The sequence below is a fragment of the Castellaniella sp. genome (assembly GCF_004321985.1).
Taxonomy (GTDB): Bacteria; Pseudomonadota; Gammaproteobacteria; order Burkholderiales; family Burkholderiaceae_B; genus Castellaniella.
In genome coordinates, this window is record NZ_SCQN01000039.1 from 90,260 (window position 1) to 104,608 (window position 14,349).

The 14,349-nt window shown below is 65.2% G+C and carries 15 protein-coding genes; 1 reads left to right on the plus strand and 14 read right to left on the minus strand.

What is annotated here, in order from left to right; translation table 11 throughout:
* Positions 1–7: 7 nt before the first annotated feature.
* From EPN31_RS08260 to EPN31_RS08315, 12 genes are all read right to left on the minus strand, one after another.
* Complete coding sequence (locus tag EPN31_RS08260) at positions 8–688, minus strand: DUF484 family protein (RefSeq protein WP_291771780.1); 681 nt, start codon at positions 686–688, stop codon at positions 8–10.
* Between the two features lie 166 nt (positions 689–854).
* The gene (locus EPN31_RS08265; RefSeq protein WP_291771783.1) at positions 855–1,556 is read right to left on the minus strand and encodes an ABC transporter ATP-binding protein; all 702 of its coding nucleotides are present in this window, start codon (positions 1,554–1,556) and stop codon (positions 855–857) included.
* Positions 1,553–2,332, minus strand: coding sequence for an ABC transporter ATP-binding protein (locus tag EPN31_RS08270; protein ID WP_291771786.1), 780 nt, complete (start codon positions 2,330–2,332; stop codon positions 1,553–1,555). The genes EPN31_RS08265 and EPN31_RS08270 overlap by 4 nt, the downstream gene beginning before the upstream one ends.
* Positions 2,329–3,288: a branched-chain amino acid ABC transporter permease gene (locus tag EPN31_RS08275; protein ID WP_291771789.1), complete on the minus strand. Its 960-nt coding sequence runs from the start codon at positions 3,286–3,288 to the stop codon at positions 2,329–2,331. The genes EPN31_RS08270 and EPN31_RS08275 overlap by 4 nt, the downstream gene beginning before the upstream one ends.
* Positions 3,285–4,157 carry a branched-chain amino acid ABC transporter permease gene (locus tag EPN31_RS08280; RefSeq protein ID WP_291771792.1) on the minus strand — a complete coding sequence of 291 codons (873 nt, stop codon included), beginning with the start codon at positions 4,155–4,157 and terminating at the stop codon, positions 3,285–3,287. Before EPN31_RS08280 ends, EPN31_RS08275 begins: the two co-directional genes overlap by 4 nt.
* Position 4,158: 1 nt before the next feature.
* Complete coding sequence (locus EPN31_RS08285) at positions 4,159–5,379, minus strand: ABC transporter substrate-binding protein (RefSeq protein WP_291771794.1); 1,221 nt, start codon at positions 5,377–5,379, stop codon at positions 4,159–4,161.
* Between the two features lie 126 nt (positions 5,380–5,505).
* Positions 5,506–6,198, minus strand: a complete 693-nt coding sequence (locus EPN31_RS08290) for a TetR/AcrR family transcriptional regulator (protein ID WP_291771797.1) — start codon at positions 6,196–6,198, stop codon at positions 5,506–5,508.
* Between the two features lies 1 nt (position 6,199).
* Positions 6,200–7,828: an AMP-binding protein gene (locus EPN31_RS08295; RefSeq protein ID WP_291771798.1), complete on the minus strand. Its 1,629-nt coding sequence runs from the start codon at positions 7,826–7,828 to the stop codon at positions 6,200–6,202.
* A gap of 23 nt (positions 7,829–7,851) precedes the next feature.
* Positions 7,852–8,211 carry a DUF6285 domain-containing protein gene (locus tag EPN31_RS08300; protein WP_291771801.1) on the minus strand — a complete coding sequence of 120 codons (360 nt, stop codon included), beginning with the start codon at positions 8,209–8,211 and terminating at the stop codon, positions 7,852–7,854.
* Positions 8,208–9,257: a phosphotransferase family protein gene (locus EPN31_RS08305; protein ID WP_291771804.1), complete on the minus strand. Its 1,050-nt coding sequence runs from the start codon at positions 9,255–9,257 to the stop codon at positions 8,208–8,210. The genes EPN31_RS08300 and EPN31_RS08305 overlap by 4 nt, the downstream gene beginning before the upstream one ends.
* Entirely contained in the window at positions 9,244–10,455 is a 1,212-nt protein-coding gene (locus EPN31_RS08310) for an acyl-CoA dehydrogenase family protein (protein WP_291771807.1), read from the minus strand. The genes EPN31_RS08305 and EPN31_RS08310 overlap by 14 nt, the downstream gene beginning before the upstream one ends.
* A gap of 13 nt (positions 10,456–10,468) precedes the next feature.
* Positions 10,469–11,236: an SDR family oxidoreductase gene (locus EPN31_RS08315; RefSeq protein WP_291771809.1), complete on the minus strand. Its 768-nt coding sequence runs from the start codon at positions 11,234–11,236 to the stop codon at positions 10,469–10,471.
* 134 nt (positions 11,237–11,370) lie between these two features.
* On the opposite strand from EPN31_RS08315, the gene bktB reads away from it, so the two are divergent.
* Positions 11,371–12,552, plus strand: a complete 1,182-nt coding sequence (gene bktB, locus EPN31_RS08320; protein WP_291771812.1) for a beta-ketothiolase BktB — start codon at positions 11,371–11,373, stop codon at positions 12,550–12,552.
* Positions 12,553–12,564: 12 nt separating this feature from the next.
* On the opposite strand, the gene dapF is transcribed toward bktB, so the two are convergent.
* Both dapF and EPN31_RS08330 read right to left on the minus strand, forming a co-directional pair.
* Positions 12,565–13,437: a diaminopimelate epimerase gene (gene dapF, locus EPN31_RS08325; protein ID WP_291771814.1), complete on the minus strand. Its 873-nt coding sequence runs from the start codon at positions 13,435–13,437 to the stop codon at positions 12,565–12,567.
* A 14-nt stretch (positions 13,438–13,451) separates the two neighbouring features.
* Positions 13,452–14,342, minus strand: coding sequence for an acyltransferase (locus EPN31_RS08330; protein ID WP_291771816.1), 891 nt, complete (start codon positions 14,340–14,342; stop codon positions 13,452–13,454).
* Positions 14,343–14,349 lie beyond the last annotated feature (7 nt).

The following is a 14,349-nucleotide window of genomic DNA, read 5'->3' on the forward strand; positions in this document are numbered from 1 at the left end:
CCGGACACTAGGCGGCCTCGGGATCCAACGTGGCCAGGCGGCCCAGGGCGGCACCCGCCAGGGTGGCGATCAGCTCCAGGAACGCGGTGCCCATGTCCGGCGTGAAGCGCTGCGCGTCGTCCGAGCCCATCACGAGCAGCCCGACGGGATCCGCACCGACTGGCGTGCGCAACGGAAGGATGGCCAGCGACGCGGGCTCTGACCCCAGCCAGGTTGCGGCCTCTTGTTGCTGGTTCGGCCCGCAGAAAGGCTGCTGCAGATCGTCGGCAAACGCGCGGATCGATGGCGTGACGTCCTCGGCGAATTCACTGTTCGTGAGTCTCGGCAAGTCCCAGAGTCGTAGTGCGATCGCGGTCAGATCGAACTGGTCGCCCAGGCTGCGGATGATGTGAGCCGGAATCTGGCTGGCGTCAGGCTCTGCCAGCATGCGTGCACACCATTGCAGCAGGTCCAGGTTGATGCGTTCATTGCTGCCCGCGTTCTGCAGCAGTTGCCTCAGACGCAGTTCGTGTTCGCGCAGGCGGGTCCGCAGCGTCAGGATCTGGCGTTCACCCAGCGAGATGGCCCGGGCCTGGTTGGGGTGCGGCACGCTCAGATTGGCGAACACATCGGCGTGCGCTTCAAAGAAATCAGGGTTCTGGGTCAGGTAGTCTGCGATGGTCTGAGCGGTCAGGGCATCCTGGGTCATGAGGCTTCCATGTGGTGAAGAGGGCACAAGTCGGGGCGCGGCGCGGTCCCCGATACATGCTGGCTGATGCAGGAATTATCCGGCAAAGTGCGGGGCGGAGCCAGTGACGGGTCGCAAGGGTCGCCCTGCCGGGCTGCGGGGGCAACCCCATGGAGCAGCGGGGCTGCTACACCGAAAGATACCGGTGTTGCGTCTCCGTGTCCCGCAACAGGTCCTGGCTGTCGGCTGTGTGGACGATGCGGCCTTTTTCCAGGATGTAGGCGCGGCGGGCGTGGCGCAGCGCGAAGTGCACGCTCTGGTCGGTGAATAGAATGGTCGCGGTCTTGGACAGATCGTCGATCAGTTGACCGATTTGCTGGACGATGACGGGGGCCAGGCCTTCGTTGGGCTCGTCCAGCAGCAGTACGCGTGGCTCGCTCATGAGCGAGCGGGCCACGGCCAGCATCTGCTGCTGGCCGCCCGACAGATGGCCGCCGTCCCGGTCGGCCAGTTCCGCCAGCATGGGGTATTGGTCGAAGATCCGTTCCACGGTCCAGGTGCGCGCAGCGCCAGGCCGGTGGTATTCGCTGATTTCCAGGTTCTCGCGCACGCTCAGCGTGGGAAAGATGCGCCGGTCTTCGGGGACCAGGCCGATGCCCGAGCGGGCAATGCGCCAGGTGGGGGCACCGGCGATGTCCTGGCCGTCGAACAGGATCTGTCCCTCGCGGGGCGGGGTGAGTCCCATGATGCTGCGCAGGGTCGTGCTTTTGCCCGCACCGTTGCGCCCCAGCAGGCAAACGGTCTCGCCCGCTTCCAGCGACAGGGAAACGCCCTGCAGGGCGTGGCTTTCACCGTAGTAGGTGTGAATGTTCCGGACGTCCAGGATCATGCCGGCTCCATCATGTCGGCGGCTTCGTCGCCCAGATAGGCGCGGCGCACTTCGGGATCGGCGCGCACGACTTCGGGTGCATCCAGGATCAGGCGGCTGCCGTGGTGCATGACCAGGATGCGGTCGGCCAGATCGAACACCACCCGCATGTCGTGTTCCGTGACCAGGAAGGTGTAGTGGCCGGTGCGCGCCAGCGTGCGGACCAGTTCGATGATCCGGCCGGTCTCGTCGGGTGTCATGCCGGCGGTGGGCTCGTCCAGCAGCACCAGTTCCGGGCGAGTGGCCAGCACCATGGCGATTTCCACCAAGCGCTTGTCACCATAGCTGATGGTGCCCGCCACGCGGTCGGACAGATGGGCCAGCGACAGTTCCGCGAGCAGCGCGTCCGCGTCCTGCTGGACGGCCTTGTTCGCGGCGGCCCGATTGGCCCAGCGCCAGCTTTCACGGCGCTGCGCGGTGACGGCGACCTCTACGTTCTCGCGCACCGTCATTTCCGTGAAAATATTGTTGAGCTGGAACGACCGCGAGATCCCGAGCCGGCTGATGACATGAGGTGGCAGGCCCGTGATGTCGTGGTCCTTGAACTGGATGCTGCCGCTGCTGGGCACCAGACGCCCGGAGAGCAGGTTGTAGAAAGTCGTCTTGCCGGCACCGTTGGGGCCGATGATGGCCAGAGTCTCGCCGGTGTGGACCTCCAGGTCGATCCCGGTCACCGCTTTGACCCCGCCAAAGTGCTTGCTCAGGCCCTGGACGAGCAGGATGCAGTCGGGCGTCATGGCTCTGTCCTGCGGCGGCGCGTTTTCAGGACGTCGATGAGGGTGCCCAGGGCGCCGCCCCTGAAGAACATCACCATCAGCGCGAGGATGATGCCCAGAAACAGCATCCAGGCCTGGGTAAGACTGGTGATCCAGGTCTCCAGCAGGACGAAGATTCCGGCGCCCAGGAACGGCCCCAGGAAGTAGCCGCTGCCGCCCAATATGGTCATGAGTACGGGTTCGGCCGACATGGTCCAGTGGGCGAGTTCAGGGCTGGCAATGCGCAGGAAGGGGGCCATCAGCCCGCCCGCGAGACCTGCGAACCCACCGGCGATGGTGAATGCCGCGAGCCGATAACGGCGCACGTTGAGGCCGCAGAACGCCACCCGCTCCGGGTTCTGGCGGATGGCGCGCAGAATCATGCCGAAGGACGAGCCGCAGATCCGGTACAGGACGAGTCCGGCAATCACCACGATGGCAAGCACCACGTGGTAGTACACGGCGGGGTTGCCCAATGTGAGCTTGATCCCCAGACCCAGCGAACCCACCGTGAAGCCCGAGATCCCGTCGCTGCCGTTGGTGACGGAGCGCCACTGGTGCACCACGCCGAACACCATCATGCCGAAGGCCAGGGTCAGCATGGCGAAGTACACCTGGTCCAGGCGAACGCAGAAAAAGCCGATGACGAGCGCCAGAATCGTGCCGGCCAGGAAAGATACCAGCAGGCACGCCAGCAGCGGCCAGTGCATCGATTGCAGAAGCATGGCCGTTGCATAGGCGCCAATGCCGTAGAACGCAGCGTGGCCGAAGCTCAGCATCCCGGTGTAGCCGAAGATCAGGTTGAAGCTGGCGGCAAGCAGTCCCAGGATCAGGATCTGGGTGGCGATGAAGATGTAGAAGAAGGGGGCGATCCAGGGAAGCGCGATCAGCACCGCCAGCAGGGCCGCCAGCCAGATCCGGCCGCCGAGCGTGTTCATGTCGACCTCCCCGGGCCCATCAGGCCGCGAGGCTTGATGAGCAGCACCAGCGCCATGCCGATGAAGGGCAGCACCAGATTGACTTCGGGCAGATAACGCCCGCCCAGGCCGTGGATGAGGCCCAGGATGATGGCACCGAGCAGTGCGCCGGGGAAGCTGCCCAGGCCGCCAATCACCACCACGATGAAGCTTTCGATGATGATCTTGTCGCCCATGCCTGGGTCGATGGCGCGCATGGGAGCGGCCACCACGCCGCCCACTGCGGCGAGCCAGGCACCGAATGCGAACGCGCCGGTGATGACCAGGCGTGTGTTGATGCACAGTACCTGGGCCATTTCGCGGTCCAGGGCGGCAGCGCGCATGATCTTGCCGATCCGCGTGCGGTTGAACAGCAGCCACAAGCCGAGCAGTGTCAGAACCCCGACGACCATCACGAAGGCGCTGTAGCGCGGGTAGCTGAGTTCACCGCCCAGGTGGATCGCGCCCTGCAGCAGTGCGGGTGGATCAATGATGTGGATGCCCGGCCCCCAGATGAGTCTTGTGGATTCATTCAGGATGAGCAGCAGGGCAAAGGTCAGCAGCAAGCTGTCGGTGACTTCGCGCTGGTAGATGAAGCGCAGCATGCCCCGATCGATGGCGACCGCCAGGGCGGCCACCACCAGCGGTGCCAGCAGCAGCGTCAGCCAGAAGGGCATCCCCAGGCTGACGATGCAGGCATACGCCAAGTACGCGCCCAGCATGTAAAGCGAGCCGTGCGCGAAGTTGATGACGTTGAGGACGCCAAAGACGATGTTCAGGCCCACTGCAATGATGAAAAGCAGCAGGCCGATGTCCAGGCTGTTCAACAGCGCCAGGCCGAGACCGCCCATGTCACATCTTGCAGGCGGGGTCGACGGGCGGCGTGACTTTGGTGCCGTCGAAGTTGTGGACCTGCGTGAGCGAGCGGATCTTGTCGGCGGCGTTCATGGCGCCGGTCAGGCCCCAGGTCGGTCCAATGAGCGCCTGATGGTCTTCCTTGCGGAAGGTCAGGTCGCCTGTGGGCGCCTGGAACGTCATCCCGGCCAGTGCGTTGATGACCTTGTCGCTGTCCACGGACCCGGCTTTTTCGAGGGCGGCCTTGTATGCATAGATCGCGGTGTAGGCGCCTTCGGCGTTATAGCTGGGCGGGTGGTTGTAGGCCTTTTTGTAGGCTTCGACGAAGTGCTTGTTCATGGGGGTATCCCACGAGGCATACCAGTAGCGCGTGCCCAACCAGACGTTCTCGGGCATCTGGTCACCCAGGGCGGTCAGGACCTCGGTCGCGGCGCCCACGTTCATGAAGACCTTGTAGCCCTGCTTGAAGAAGCCGCGTTCGTTGGCCTGGCGCACGAAGTTGACCAGGTCACCGCCCCAGAGCGAAATCAGCACCCCGTCGGGTTTGCTCTGCATGACGCTGCTGATGAACGGTGTGTAGTCCTCGGCACCGAAACGCGGGAAGGCAAGCTGGTCGCTCATGAGCACGACCTGGGGATTGTGCGCCTTCAGGTTGTTGCTGAAGTATTCCCAGGACTGGTGGCCGAAGGCGTAGTCCGGCCCGATGGTCGTCCATTTGATCGCGCCGGTCTTGGCGGCGATTTCCGCGCCGCCCGCCATCATCTGCGCCACGTTCACGCTGTCACGGAAGGTGTATTTGTTGCAGAGCTTGCCGGTCACGTCGGGTGTGGCAGCGTGCGTAATGATGAAGGGCTTGCCCAGTTCGGGCAGCACCGGGACCAGACCCTGGGCCACGCCCGAGCTGTCCAGCCCCATCATCAGGTCGACCTTGTCCTGGTAGACCATCTTGCGTGCGACCTGGATTGCGGTGGCCGCCTTGCCCTGGCCGTCTTCGAGCTGGAGATGCAGTTGGCGGCCGAGTACGCCGCCCTTGGCGTTGATCTCTTCGATCGCGAGCGTCGCACCCTGCTTGGCGAATTCGCCATAGGTGGCCGCGCTGCCGGACATCAGGTAGATGCCGCCGATGCGGATGGGATCCTTGGCGTGGGCGGGGGCGCTCGCCAGCAGACCCACGATGGCGAGCGCGCCTAGCACCCGGGTTGGTGAAAGCTTGTTCATGGTTGTCTCCTCGGACTTTGCACTGGCGGTCGGCAGGTGCCGGCCGAGTTGTGAAAGGGGGCCGCTGTGGCTGCGGCCTCATATTGTGGGAAAAATGTAAAACAGTTGTTCGATAAAGTCAAAGATTCAGGGTGGACCTTGCAGATAGGACTCCAGCAGGTCGCAGACGGACTGTGCGTAGGTATTCACGTCGATCTCCTGGCGGCGGTATTTGCTGCGTTTGAGATACCAGTCCTGCATCAGGGCCTTGGTCAGCGATGCGAGCAATCTCGCGTCGACGTGGCGGAAGGCGCCGGCCGCCATGCCCTCTTGCAGGATGTCGAAGAAAATGTCTTCGATCTCGCGCGCGGCTTGCACCGCCTTCTGCCTTTCGGGGGGCGGCAGGTGGCGGGCTTCCATGAAGGAAAAGCTGAACCAGTCGGGCATCATCTCGCTCAGGAACAGGTGCGTGCGCACGGCGGCCCGCAGTTTTTCCACGCCAGGCGCGGCGTCCTGAGTGCGGGTGCGCAGGGTCCGTCGGGTGAGCAGGAATCCGTAGTCCTGGATCAGGTGGATCAGGTCCTCCTTGTTCTTGATGTAGGCGTAGATTCCCCCGATGCTGAAGCCCGACTCGGCGCACAGGTCGCGCAGCGACATGGCATGAAAACCCTTGGAGCCGGCCAGGCGCAGCGTGGCTTCCACGATGCTCGCCAGGCCCTGGATGGCCACCGCCGGCTTCTTGATGCGGATGTGGTGGTGGTTTTCCTGCAGCAGCGCGCTGTAGATGTCGTCTCTGGACAGGCTCAGCCCGGCCTTGAAGCGCTCGAAGTCCTCCGGCATGCTAGTGCCCCGAGCGAGCCTGGTCCCGCAGGATGTTCTTGCGGATCTTTCCCGTGGAGGTCTTGGGTAGCGGCCCGAAGACCACGGCCTTGGGGATCTTGTACGACGCCATGCCGCTACGGCAGAAGTTCACGATATCTTGTTCGCTCACCGCCGGCGCCCCCTCTTTCAGACACACGAAGGCACAGGGCACTTCGCCCCAACGCTCGTCTGGGCGCGCGACCACGGCCGCTTCCAGAACCTGGGGGTGGCGGTAGAGGACGTCTTCGACTTCTTTGCTGGAGATGTTTTCGCCGCCGGAGATAATGATGTCCTTGGCCCGGTCCTTGACCTCGGCGTAGCCGTCGGGGTGCATCACCGCCAGATCGCCCGTGCGGAACCAGCCGTCCTGGAAGGCCTTCGCGGTGCTGGCGGGGTTCTTCAAGTAACCCTTCATCAGGGTATTGCCCCGGTGAGCCAGCTCGCCCAGGGTCTGGCCGTCGGCCGGGACAGGGAGGCCCGTTTCCCGGGACAGCACCTGCACGTCGTCCATGGCGTAGAGTCCCACGCCCTGGCGCGCCATCTTTGCGGCCAGATCGTCCAGTTCCAAGCCCTCCCAGTCGGTCTGCCAGACGCATACCGTCGAGGGGCCGTAGCTTTCCGTCAGGCCGTACAGGTGGGTGATCTGGAACCCGACCGGGCCAGCCTTGGCGATGATGACATTCGGGGGGGCCGCGCCGCCCACGGCGAACTGAACCTTCGTGGGCAGTTTGACGCCGGCTTGGCTGAAGTCGTTGACCAGCAGGTTCAGCACCACCGGCGCCCCGCACATGTGCGTGACGTGGTCCTCGCGGATGCGTTCCAGCACCGCTTGGGACTGGACCTTGCGCAGGCACACGTGTGTACCGCCCACAGCTGTGATGGCCCAGGTGTAGCACCAGCCGTTGCAATGGAACATGGGCAGGGTCCAGAGATACACGGTGTCCGGCGTCATGTTGAAGGCCATGGCATTGCCCATGCCCGACAGGTAGGCACCGCGATGGTGGTAGACCACGCCCTTGGGGTCGCCCGTGGTGCCCGAGGTGTAGCACAGCGAGATGGCGTCCCATTCGTTGTGCGGCTTCTGCCAAGCGAAGTTCGGGTCGCCCGAGGCGATCAGGGACTCGTAATCATAGGCCGCCATGCCTGGTGTCGCGGGATGTTGGTGCGCGATGGCGATGCGCAGCGGCGGGTGTTCCAGGCCTTTCACCGCCTCGGCCACCAGGGGCTCGAATTCGGTGTCGTAGAGCAGCGCACGGGCTTCACCGTGCTGCAGGATGAAGCGGATGGAAGCGGCATCCAGCCGGGTGTTGAGGGCATTCAGCACGGCGCCAGCCATGGGGACCGAGTAGTGGCTCTCCAGCAGTTCGTGGCTGTTGAAGCACAGCACCGACACGGTGTCGTTGCGTCCTATGCCTAGCGACTGCAGTGCGCTCGCCATGCGTCGGCAGCGTTCGTAGAACTGGGCGTAGGTGAATTCACCGTCGTCATCCTTCACCGCGATCTTGTGGGGAAAGACCCAGGCCGATCGCTTCAGGAAGCTCAGCGGTGTGAGCGGCGAGTAGTTGGCGGCCTGCTGCTCCAGATCGGTGTCGAATTTGTCGGATGCCATGAAAATCGCCTCCTTGGAGGGCTTCAGGATGGAAACCTGGGGTTGCTGAGCGCAAGCTTGCGCCGTGTCAGTGCCATGAGCAACTCGGCGAGCGCCGGCTGGTCCTGTTCGGACAGTCGCCGTTCACGGATCAGTCGGTCGAGCGTCCGTTCGTCGGCGGGCAGATCTCCGAGGCCAGCTTGCTGAAGGAACCGGGCAATGGCGGAAGCGGTGTCGGTGTGGTAGGCCGGGCCCTGCTGCAGCTCGCGCGCCGCGATGCCCATGGCACGTGCCACCATGCGGGCTGCGTAGGCTTCGTCGGGCGGGAGCACCGGTAGCAGCTGCTCCATGAGCGTGCGCCGGGCCACGTCCAGCAGGGCTGCGCCGTCGGGCTGGTTGATCATGAGGCGGCCTCCGGTTGCCGGTGTTGCGGGTCATGGGTGAGGTGCCCGATCTGGTCCAGCAAGTCGAACTCCATTTCGGGCAGCATGCGCCCGGTGAGCGCCAGTTCCAGCGAGGGCTCCTCGCCGGACAGATGCCGCTGGGCCTGCTGCAGGGCGATGACCGACCAGCGCACCAGGCCCATGATCTCCCAGTATTCGACGGCGCAGGCATCCACCGGGCGTCCCGAGGCAGCCGAGTATCCGGCGAAAAGGTCGGCCTTGTCCCCCAGTCCGCCCACTTCGCGTTCCCGGACACCGAAGCGCCAGCTTCGGCAGCACAGCCAACCCAGATCTTCGTAAGGGTCGCTCCACGCGGCGAATTCCCAATCGAGCACAGCGCTGAGCTGCCCATCGCGCACCATGTAATTTCCGGTCCGGAAGTCGCAGTGGCACAGCACGGGGCTGTGGGCGGTGGGCGCGTGGTCGGCCAGCCAGGTCAACGCCCAGTCCAGCACGGGGTGAGGGTCGTCGATCTGTTGCAGGGCGTGCTGGTAGGTGCGCACGCGGTGCAGTGACGGCGGACCGGCGGGCAGCTCCAGGAATTTCAGGTCGGGGTGTGGAGGCCTGACGCGGTGCAGGAGCGCGAGTTCTTCGCCCAGGCGGCGCGTCAGGGCCCTGGTTTGGCCAGGGTCCAGCGCGCCCTGCAGGAAGGTGCGGGGGGCGCTGGTGCCTTCCGCCCTTTGCATGATGAAGAAATTGCGCCCCAGCACGGCTGGGTCCGTGCATAGCCAAAGCGGCTGTGGCACCGTAAGCCCGGCTTCGTGTGCGACCTTCAGGACATGGAATTCCTGGCTTCGGTCCAGGCTGGCAGCGATGCGCGAAGGAGCATCGCTGCGCAGCACGAAACGGTGTTCGCCAGGGTGGGTGCCACCCGCCATGCGCACGGTCAGGGCGTGGTTGTCCTGGATGGCGCCGCCGGTCAGCCGCGAGAATTCCAGGATCTCGACGGATTGCGCACGGCATTCGCGCCGGAGGTAATCGGTCAGCGCGGCCTCAGGGGCGGTCATGGTCGGGTCCCCAGCGCCAGAAGCCGTCGTCGTGCAGCAGCCGCTGCGCCAGAACCATTTTGTGGACCTCGGAAGCCCCATCGACCAGCCGGGCCTGACGGGCGTAGCGGTAGATCCATTCCAGCGGCGTGTCGCGCGAATAGCCGTGCGCGCCGCATAACTGGATGGCGGTATCGACCGCCTTGTGCAGGGCATCGGCCACCGCGACCTTGGCCATCGAGACCTCGGCCCGCGCGAAGTCGCCCTGGTCCAGCTTCCAGGCGGCGTGCATGGTGAGCAGGCGACCGGTGCGGATCTGCAGCGCTGCTTCGCCCAGCATCCATTGCACGCCTTCGTGGTCGGCCAATGCCTGGCCGAAGGCCTGCCGTTGCGTGACATAATCCCCCGCGATTTCGAGCGAGCGGCGCGCCAGTCCCAGCCAGCGCATGCAGTGCGTCAGCCGTGCCGGCCCCAGGCGGATTTGCGTGACCTTGAGCCCGTCGCCGATTCCCATGAGGCGGTTCTCGTCCGGGATGCGCAGTCCGTCAAAGCGCAGCTCGCAGTGCCCGCCGTGTTCCTCCGGCCCCATGATGGGGATGCGGCGCACGACTTCCCAGCCCGGGTCGTCCCGATGGAACAGAAAGGCCGTCAGGCCCTTGCGGGCATCGTCCGAGGTGCGCGCGATCAGGATGAAGTGTTCCGCCACCCCCGCGCCGGTGATGAAATGCTTGGTGCCTTGGATGCGCCATTGATCGCCCTCGCGCGTGGCGCTTGTCAGCATCATGGCGGGGTCCGATCCGGAGCCTGGTGCCGGTTCCGTCATGGCGAAGGACGAGCGCACGGCGCCGTCGATGATGGGCTGGAGCCAGCGGTCCTTCTGGGCTGGCGTGGCGATCTTGTTCAGCACCATCATGTTGCCATCGTCCGGCGCGGCGGAGTTGAACACGACCGGCCCGAAGATCGAGCGGTTCATCTCCTCGTAGCAGGCGGCCATGTCCGCCATGGACAGACCCTGTCCGCCGCGTTCCCGGGGCATCTGCAGGCACCACAGGCCCTGGGCGCGGGCCTTCGTGCGCAGCACTTGCAGACGGGTAGGGTCCAGGTTTTCATGGGCGTCGTAGGTCTGCGGATCCGCTTCCAGCGGAATGAGCTCGGTGGCGACGAATTGGCGGATCCGGGCGCAAAAGTCCTGGGCGGTGCGAGATAGGGTGAAATCCATGTCGTGGAGCTCCTTACAGCGTGGATTGCAGGTGGCCGCCATCGACCACCAGCGAACTGCCGGTCATGTAGGCCGAGGCGTCCGAGGCGAGCAGCAGCAATGGGCCGTCCAGGTCCTGGGGCTGGCCCAGATGCCGCTGCGGAATGCGGCGAATCAGCGTCTGGCCGGCGTCCGAGGCGAAGAATTCCTGGTTCAAATCCGTTTCGATGTAGCCGGGGGCCAACGCGTTGACGCGGATGCCGTGGCGCGCCCATTCCAGCGCCAGCGCGCGTGTCATCTGTTCCAGCCCTGCTTTGGAAACCGTGTACGGCAGCACGTTTCCGGCGACGCGATGACCGAGGATCGAGGACACCAGGATCAGCGAGCCGGGGCGCCTGGCGGCCACGAGCCGGTGTGCGATCTCGCTCGCGGTGATCCACGCGCCCCTGAGGTTGACGGCGATCACCCGGTCCCATTCTTCGGTGGACAGCGAAAGGGCCGGTTTGTTGGTGGCGATGCCCGCTGCACAGACGGCGATGTCGATCATGCCCGCGCGCGCTTGCACCTCGTCCAGCCCGAGGCGGACGCTGTCTGCGTCGGCCACGTCCATGGGCTGGGCCGTGGCGGTGATGCCCGATGCGGCCAGCCCTTCGGCGAGCCGGACCAGCGGGTCGCGGTGGCGCCCGGCAAGGATGACGGCCGCCCCTGCCAGACCCAGCGTGCGTGCGAAATGCGAGCCCAAGCCGCCGGAAGCACCGGTGACCAAAGCGGTTTTGCCTGCCAGGCTGAATCTGTCGTCCATACGCTGATCCTCTCTCGTGGTTTGAGTGTAGAGCGATCGTTCGATTTTCTCAATTTGCCGGTGCGATGATGCGCTACTATGACTGAGAATGGGTGCCGCGACAGGCGGCGTCCGCCATCGGAGAGGCAGTCATCATGCAGGATATCGTCGTCGTGGGGGCGTGCCGGACGGCCGTCGGGGATTTTGGCGGGGGCCTGAAGGACGTGCCGCCATGTGAGCTGGGTGAAACGGTGGTGCGCGCGGTGCTGGAACGCACGGGTGTGTCGGCGGCCGACGTGGGCCACGTCGTCTTTGGGCACGTCATCAACACGGAGCCGCGCGACATGTACCTGTCACGCGTGGCAGCTCTCAACGCCGGCATCCCTGACAGTGTGCCGGCATTCAATGTGGATCGGTTGTGCGGCTCGGGTCTGCAGGCCATCGTGTCGGCAGCCCAGTGCCTGATGCTGGGCGATGCGGAGGTCGCAATCGGCGCCGGCGCCGAGAACATGAGCCGGGCGCCCTACGCGGCGGTGGGACAGCGCTGGGGATCGCGCATGGGGGATTCGCGCCTCATCGATATGATGACCGGGGCGCTGTCCGATCCGTTCGATCATTGCCACATGGGCGTCACGGCCGAAAACGTGGCCAAGAAATACGGCATCAGCCGCGAGGAACAGGACGCGCTGGCGCTGGAATCCCACCGCCGGGCGGCACATGCCATCGAGCACGGGTATTTCAAGGAACAGATCGTTCCAGTGGTGCGCAAGACACGCAAGGGCGATGTGGTGTTCGACCGCGACGAGCATGTGCGGTCCGATGTGGATGCGGCGAGCTTCAGCAAGCTCAAGCCCGTGTTCCAGAAGGAAAACGGTACCGTGACGGCCGGCAATGCGTCGGGCATCAACGATGCAGCGGCCGCGGTGCTGCTCATGACGGCGGACGCTGCCAAAGCACGCGGCGTGAAGCCCATGGCGCGCCTGGTGTCGTACGGGCATGCCGGGGTGGACCCGAAGTACATGGGAATCGGCCCCGTTCCGTCCAGCCGCATGGCGCTCAAGCGCGCCGGGTTGTCGCTGGAACAGATGGATGTGATCGAAGCCAACGAAGCCTTTGCCGCCCAGGCTTGCGCCGTGGCGCACGAGCTAGGATTCGACCCGGCAAAGGTCAACCCGAACGGCAGCGGGATCAGCCTGGGGCACCCCATCGGCGCCACGGGCGCCATCCTGACGGTCAAGGCGCTGTACGAGCTGCAGCGCACCCAGGGCCGCTATGCGCTGGTCACCATGTGCATCGGCGGCGGCCAGGGAATCGCGGCGATATACGAGCGGATCTGATCAGCGCCGGGCTCAGGCCCGGTTGATCAGCGCGTCCACGTCGATCGCGCCCTGGAAGACCGTCGTGGCGGGACCCTGCAGCCGCAGGGTGTCACCGTCCCATTCGATGCGCAGGGTGCCGCCGTGCATGTCCACACGGACCGGGCTGTCCAGCACCCCGCAGCGGATGCCTGCCGCCACGGCGGCGCAGGCGCCCGTACCACAGGCCAGGGTTTCGCCGGCGCCGCGCTCGTAGACGCGCAGGTGGATGTGATGCCGGTCCAGCACCTGCATGAATCCCGCGTTGACCCGGTTTGCGAACCGCCGGTGACTTTCGATCAGGGGACCGATGCGGCTGACCGGGTACGCTTCGACGTCCTCGACCTGGACGACGGCGTGGGGGTTGGAGATTGCCACCAGCGAGCACCAGATTGGCGCTCGCTCATCGTTCACGTCCAGCCCGTACTGTGTATCGTCGCCGCAGGCGCGGGTGGGCAGCCCCTGCGTGTCGAACGCCACCCCGTCCGGGGTGAAGGTCGTGCGTCCCATGTCGACCGACACCTCGCCGTCGTCGGATGCGCTGAGGACGATGACCCCTGTTGCGATCTCCGCCCGCAGCGGGTTGCGCTGCGACAGACCCTGCTCGTGCACGAAGCGCACGAAGCACCGCGCACCGTTGCCGCAGTGCTCGACTTCGCCGCCGTCCGCATTGAAGATGCGGTAGCGGAAATCGGTATCGGGCCGGGTTGCCGGTTCCACCAGCAGGATTTGGTCGGCACCGACGCCGAAATGCCGGTCGGCCAGTGCTCGGGCGCGTTCGGGGGTGATGTCTATCGATTGGCGCACGCCGTCGAGCATGACGAAATCATTGCCCGCACCGTGCATTTTGGTGAAGTTCCAGATCATGGACTGACCATTCCTCAATAAAATCCAGCTTCCCCTTCCGGCCGTGTCTTGAATCGGCGGTGTACCCAATAGTACTGTGCAGGATCCTGGGATACCGCATTTTCGATCAAAACGTTCAGGCGGGCAGTGGCGGCTTCAGGGGTATCGTCCCCGGGGAAGTTTTCCACCGCTGGTCCGACGTCCACCCGGTAACGCCCGGTGTCCGGGTCCAGGCGGCTGATGACCGGCACGACGACGGCTCCCCAGGCTTTGGCGATCTGGGCGGCCGAGAGCAGGGTCGCTGCGGGTACGCCGAAAAACGGGATGAAAGCACTGCCCTGGCGGCCGAAGTCCATGTCGGGCAGGTAGTACACGGGAATGCCCTTGCGCAGATAGCGGATCAGACCGCGCACCCCGTCGTGGCGGCTGACCAGATGCACCTGGTTGAAGCGTCCCCGGCCCAGGCGCACGATTTCGTCCACGTCGGCGTCGCTTTGCCGGGTGTAGAGGGTGGCCGACTCCTTGAGAAACAGGGTGAGCCGTGTGGCGGCCGCGTCCAGCGCGATGAAGTGGGGTGCGAACATCAGGATGGGGCGTTGCTGATCCATCACGTCCTGCAGGAGCTGTTCACCGTGCAGTTCGACGGTGTCCAGTATCCGTTCGCGCGACCCGAACCAGCACAGGCCCCGGTCCACGAAGGATTGGGCCAGCAGCCGGAAGTGGCGGCGTGCCAGGGCGTCGCGTTCCTGTTGCGTGCGGTCCGGAAAGCAGCGGGCCAGGTTGACCTGAACGATGTGGGCGCGAGATCGCAGCAGCCTGGGCGTGAGCCACCCCAGGACTCGGCCCCAGCGCAGGCGTGTGTGGTCGGAGCAGCGCCCGAAATATCCCATCACGGCGTGCAGCAGCGGTTTTTTGTCGAAGGCCATATCGGGT

Excerpts from the sequence above, each read along its gene's own strand:
- EPN31_RS08260 (WP_291771780.1), bottom strand. The coding sequence starts at position 688 with ATGACCCAGGATGCCCTGACCGCTCAGACCATCGCAGACTACCTGACC.
- EPN31_RS08265 (WP_291771783.1), bottom strand. The coding sequence starts at position 1,556 with ATGATCCTGGACGTCCGGAACATTCACACCTACTACGGTGAAAGCCAC.
- EPN31_RS08270 (WP_291771786.1), bottom strand. The coding sequence starts at position 2,332 with ATGACGCCCGACTGCATCCTGCTCGTCCAGGGCCTGAGCAAGCACTTT.
- EPN31_RS08275 (WP_291771789.1), bottom strand. The coding sequence starts at position 3,288 with ATGAACACGCTCGGCGGCCGGATCTGGCTGGCGGCCCTGCTGGCGGTG.
- EPN31_RS08280 (WP_291771792.1), bottom strand. The coding sequence starts at position 4,157 with ATGGGCGGTCTCGGCCTGGCGCTGTTGAACAGCCTGGACATCGGCCTG.
- EPN31_RS08285 (WP_291771794.1), bottom strand. The coding sequence starts at position 5,379 with ATGAACAAGCTTTCACCAACCCGGGTGCTAGGCGCGCTCGCCATCGTG.
- EPN31_RS08290 (WP_291771797.1), bottom strand. The coding sequence starts at position 6,198 with ATGCCGGAGGACTTCGAGCGCTTCAAGGCCGGGCTGAGCCTGTCCAGA.
- EPN31_RS08295 (WP_291771798.1), bottom strand. The coding sequence starts at position 7,828 with ATGGCATCCGACAAATTCGACACCGATCTGGAGCAGCAGGCCGCCAAC.
- EPN31_RS08300 (WP_291771801.1), bottom strand. The coding sequence starts at position 8,211 with ATGATCAACCAGCCCGACGGCGCAGCCCTGCTGGACGTGGCCCGGCGC.
- EPN31_RS08305 (WP_291771804.1), bottom strand. The coding sequence starts at position 9,257 with ATGACCGCCCCTGAGGCCGCGCTGACCGATTACCTCCGGCGCGAATGC.
- EPN31_RS08310 (WP_291771807.1), bottom strand. The coding sequence starts at position 10,455 with ATGGATTTCACCCTATCTCGCACCGCCCAGGACTTTTGCGCCCGGATC.
- EPN31_RS08315 (WP_291771809.1), bottom strand. The coding sequence starts at position 11,236 with ATGGACGACAGATTCAGCCTGGCAGGCAAAACCGCTTTGGTCACCGGT.
- bktB (WP_291771812.1), top strand. The coding sequence starts at position 11,371 with ATGCAGGATATCGTCGTCGTGGGGGCGTGCCGGACGGCCGTCGGGGAT.
- dapF (WP_291771814.1), bottom strand. The coding sequence starts at position 13,437 with ATGATCTGGAACTTCACCAAAATGCACGGTGCGGGCAATGATTTCGTC.
- EPN31_RS08330 (WP_291771816.1), bottom strand. The coding sequence starts at position 14,342 with ATGGCCTTCGACAAAAAACCGCTGCTGCACGCCGTGATGGGATATTTC.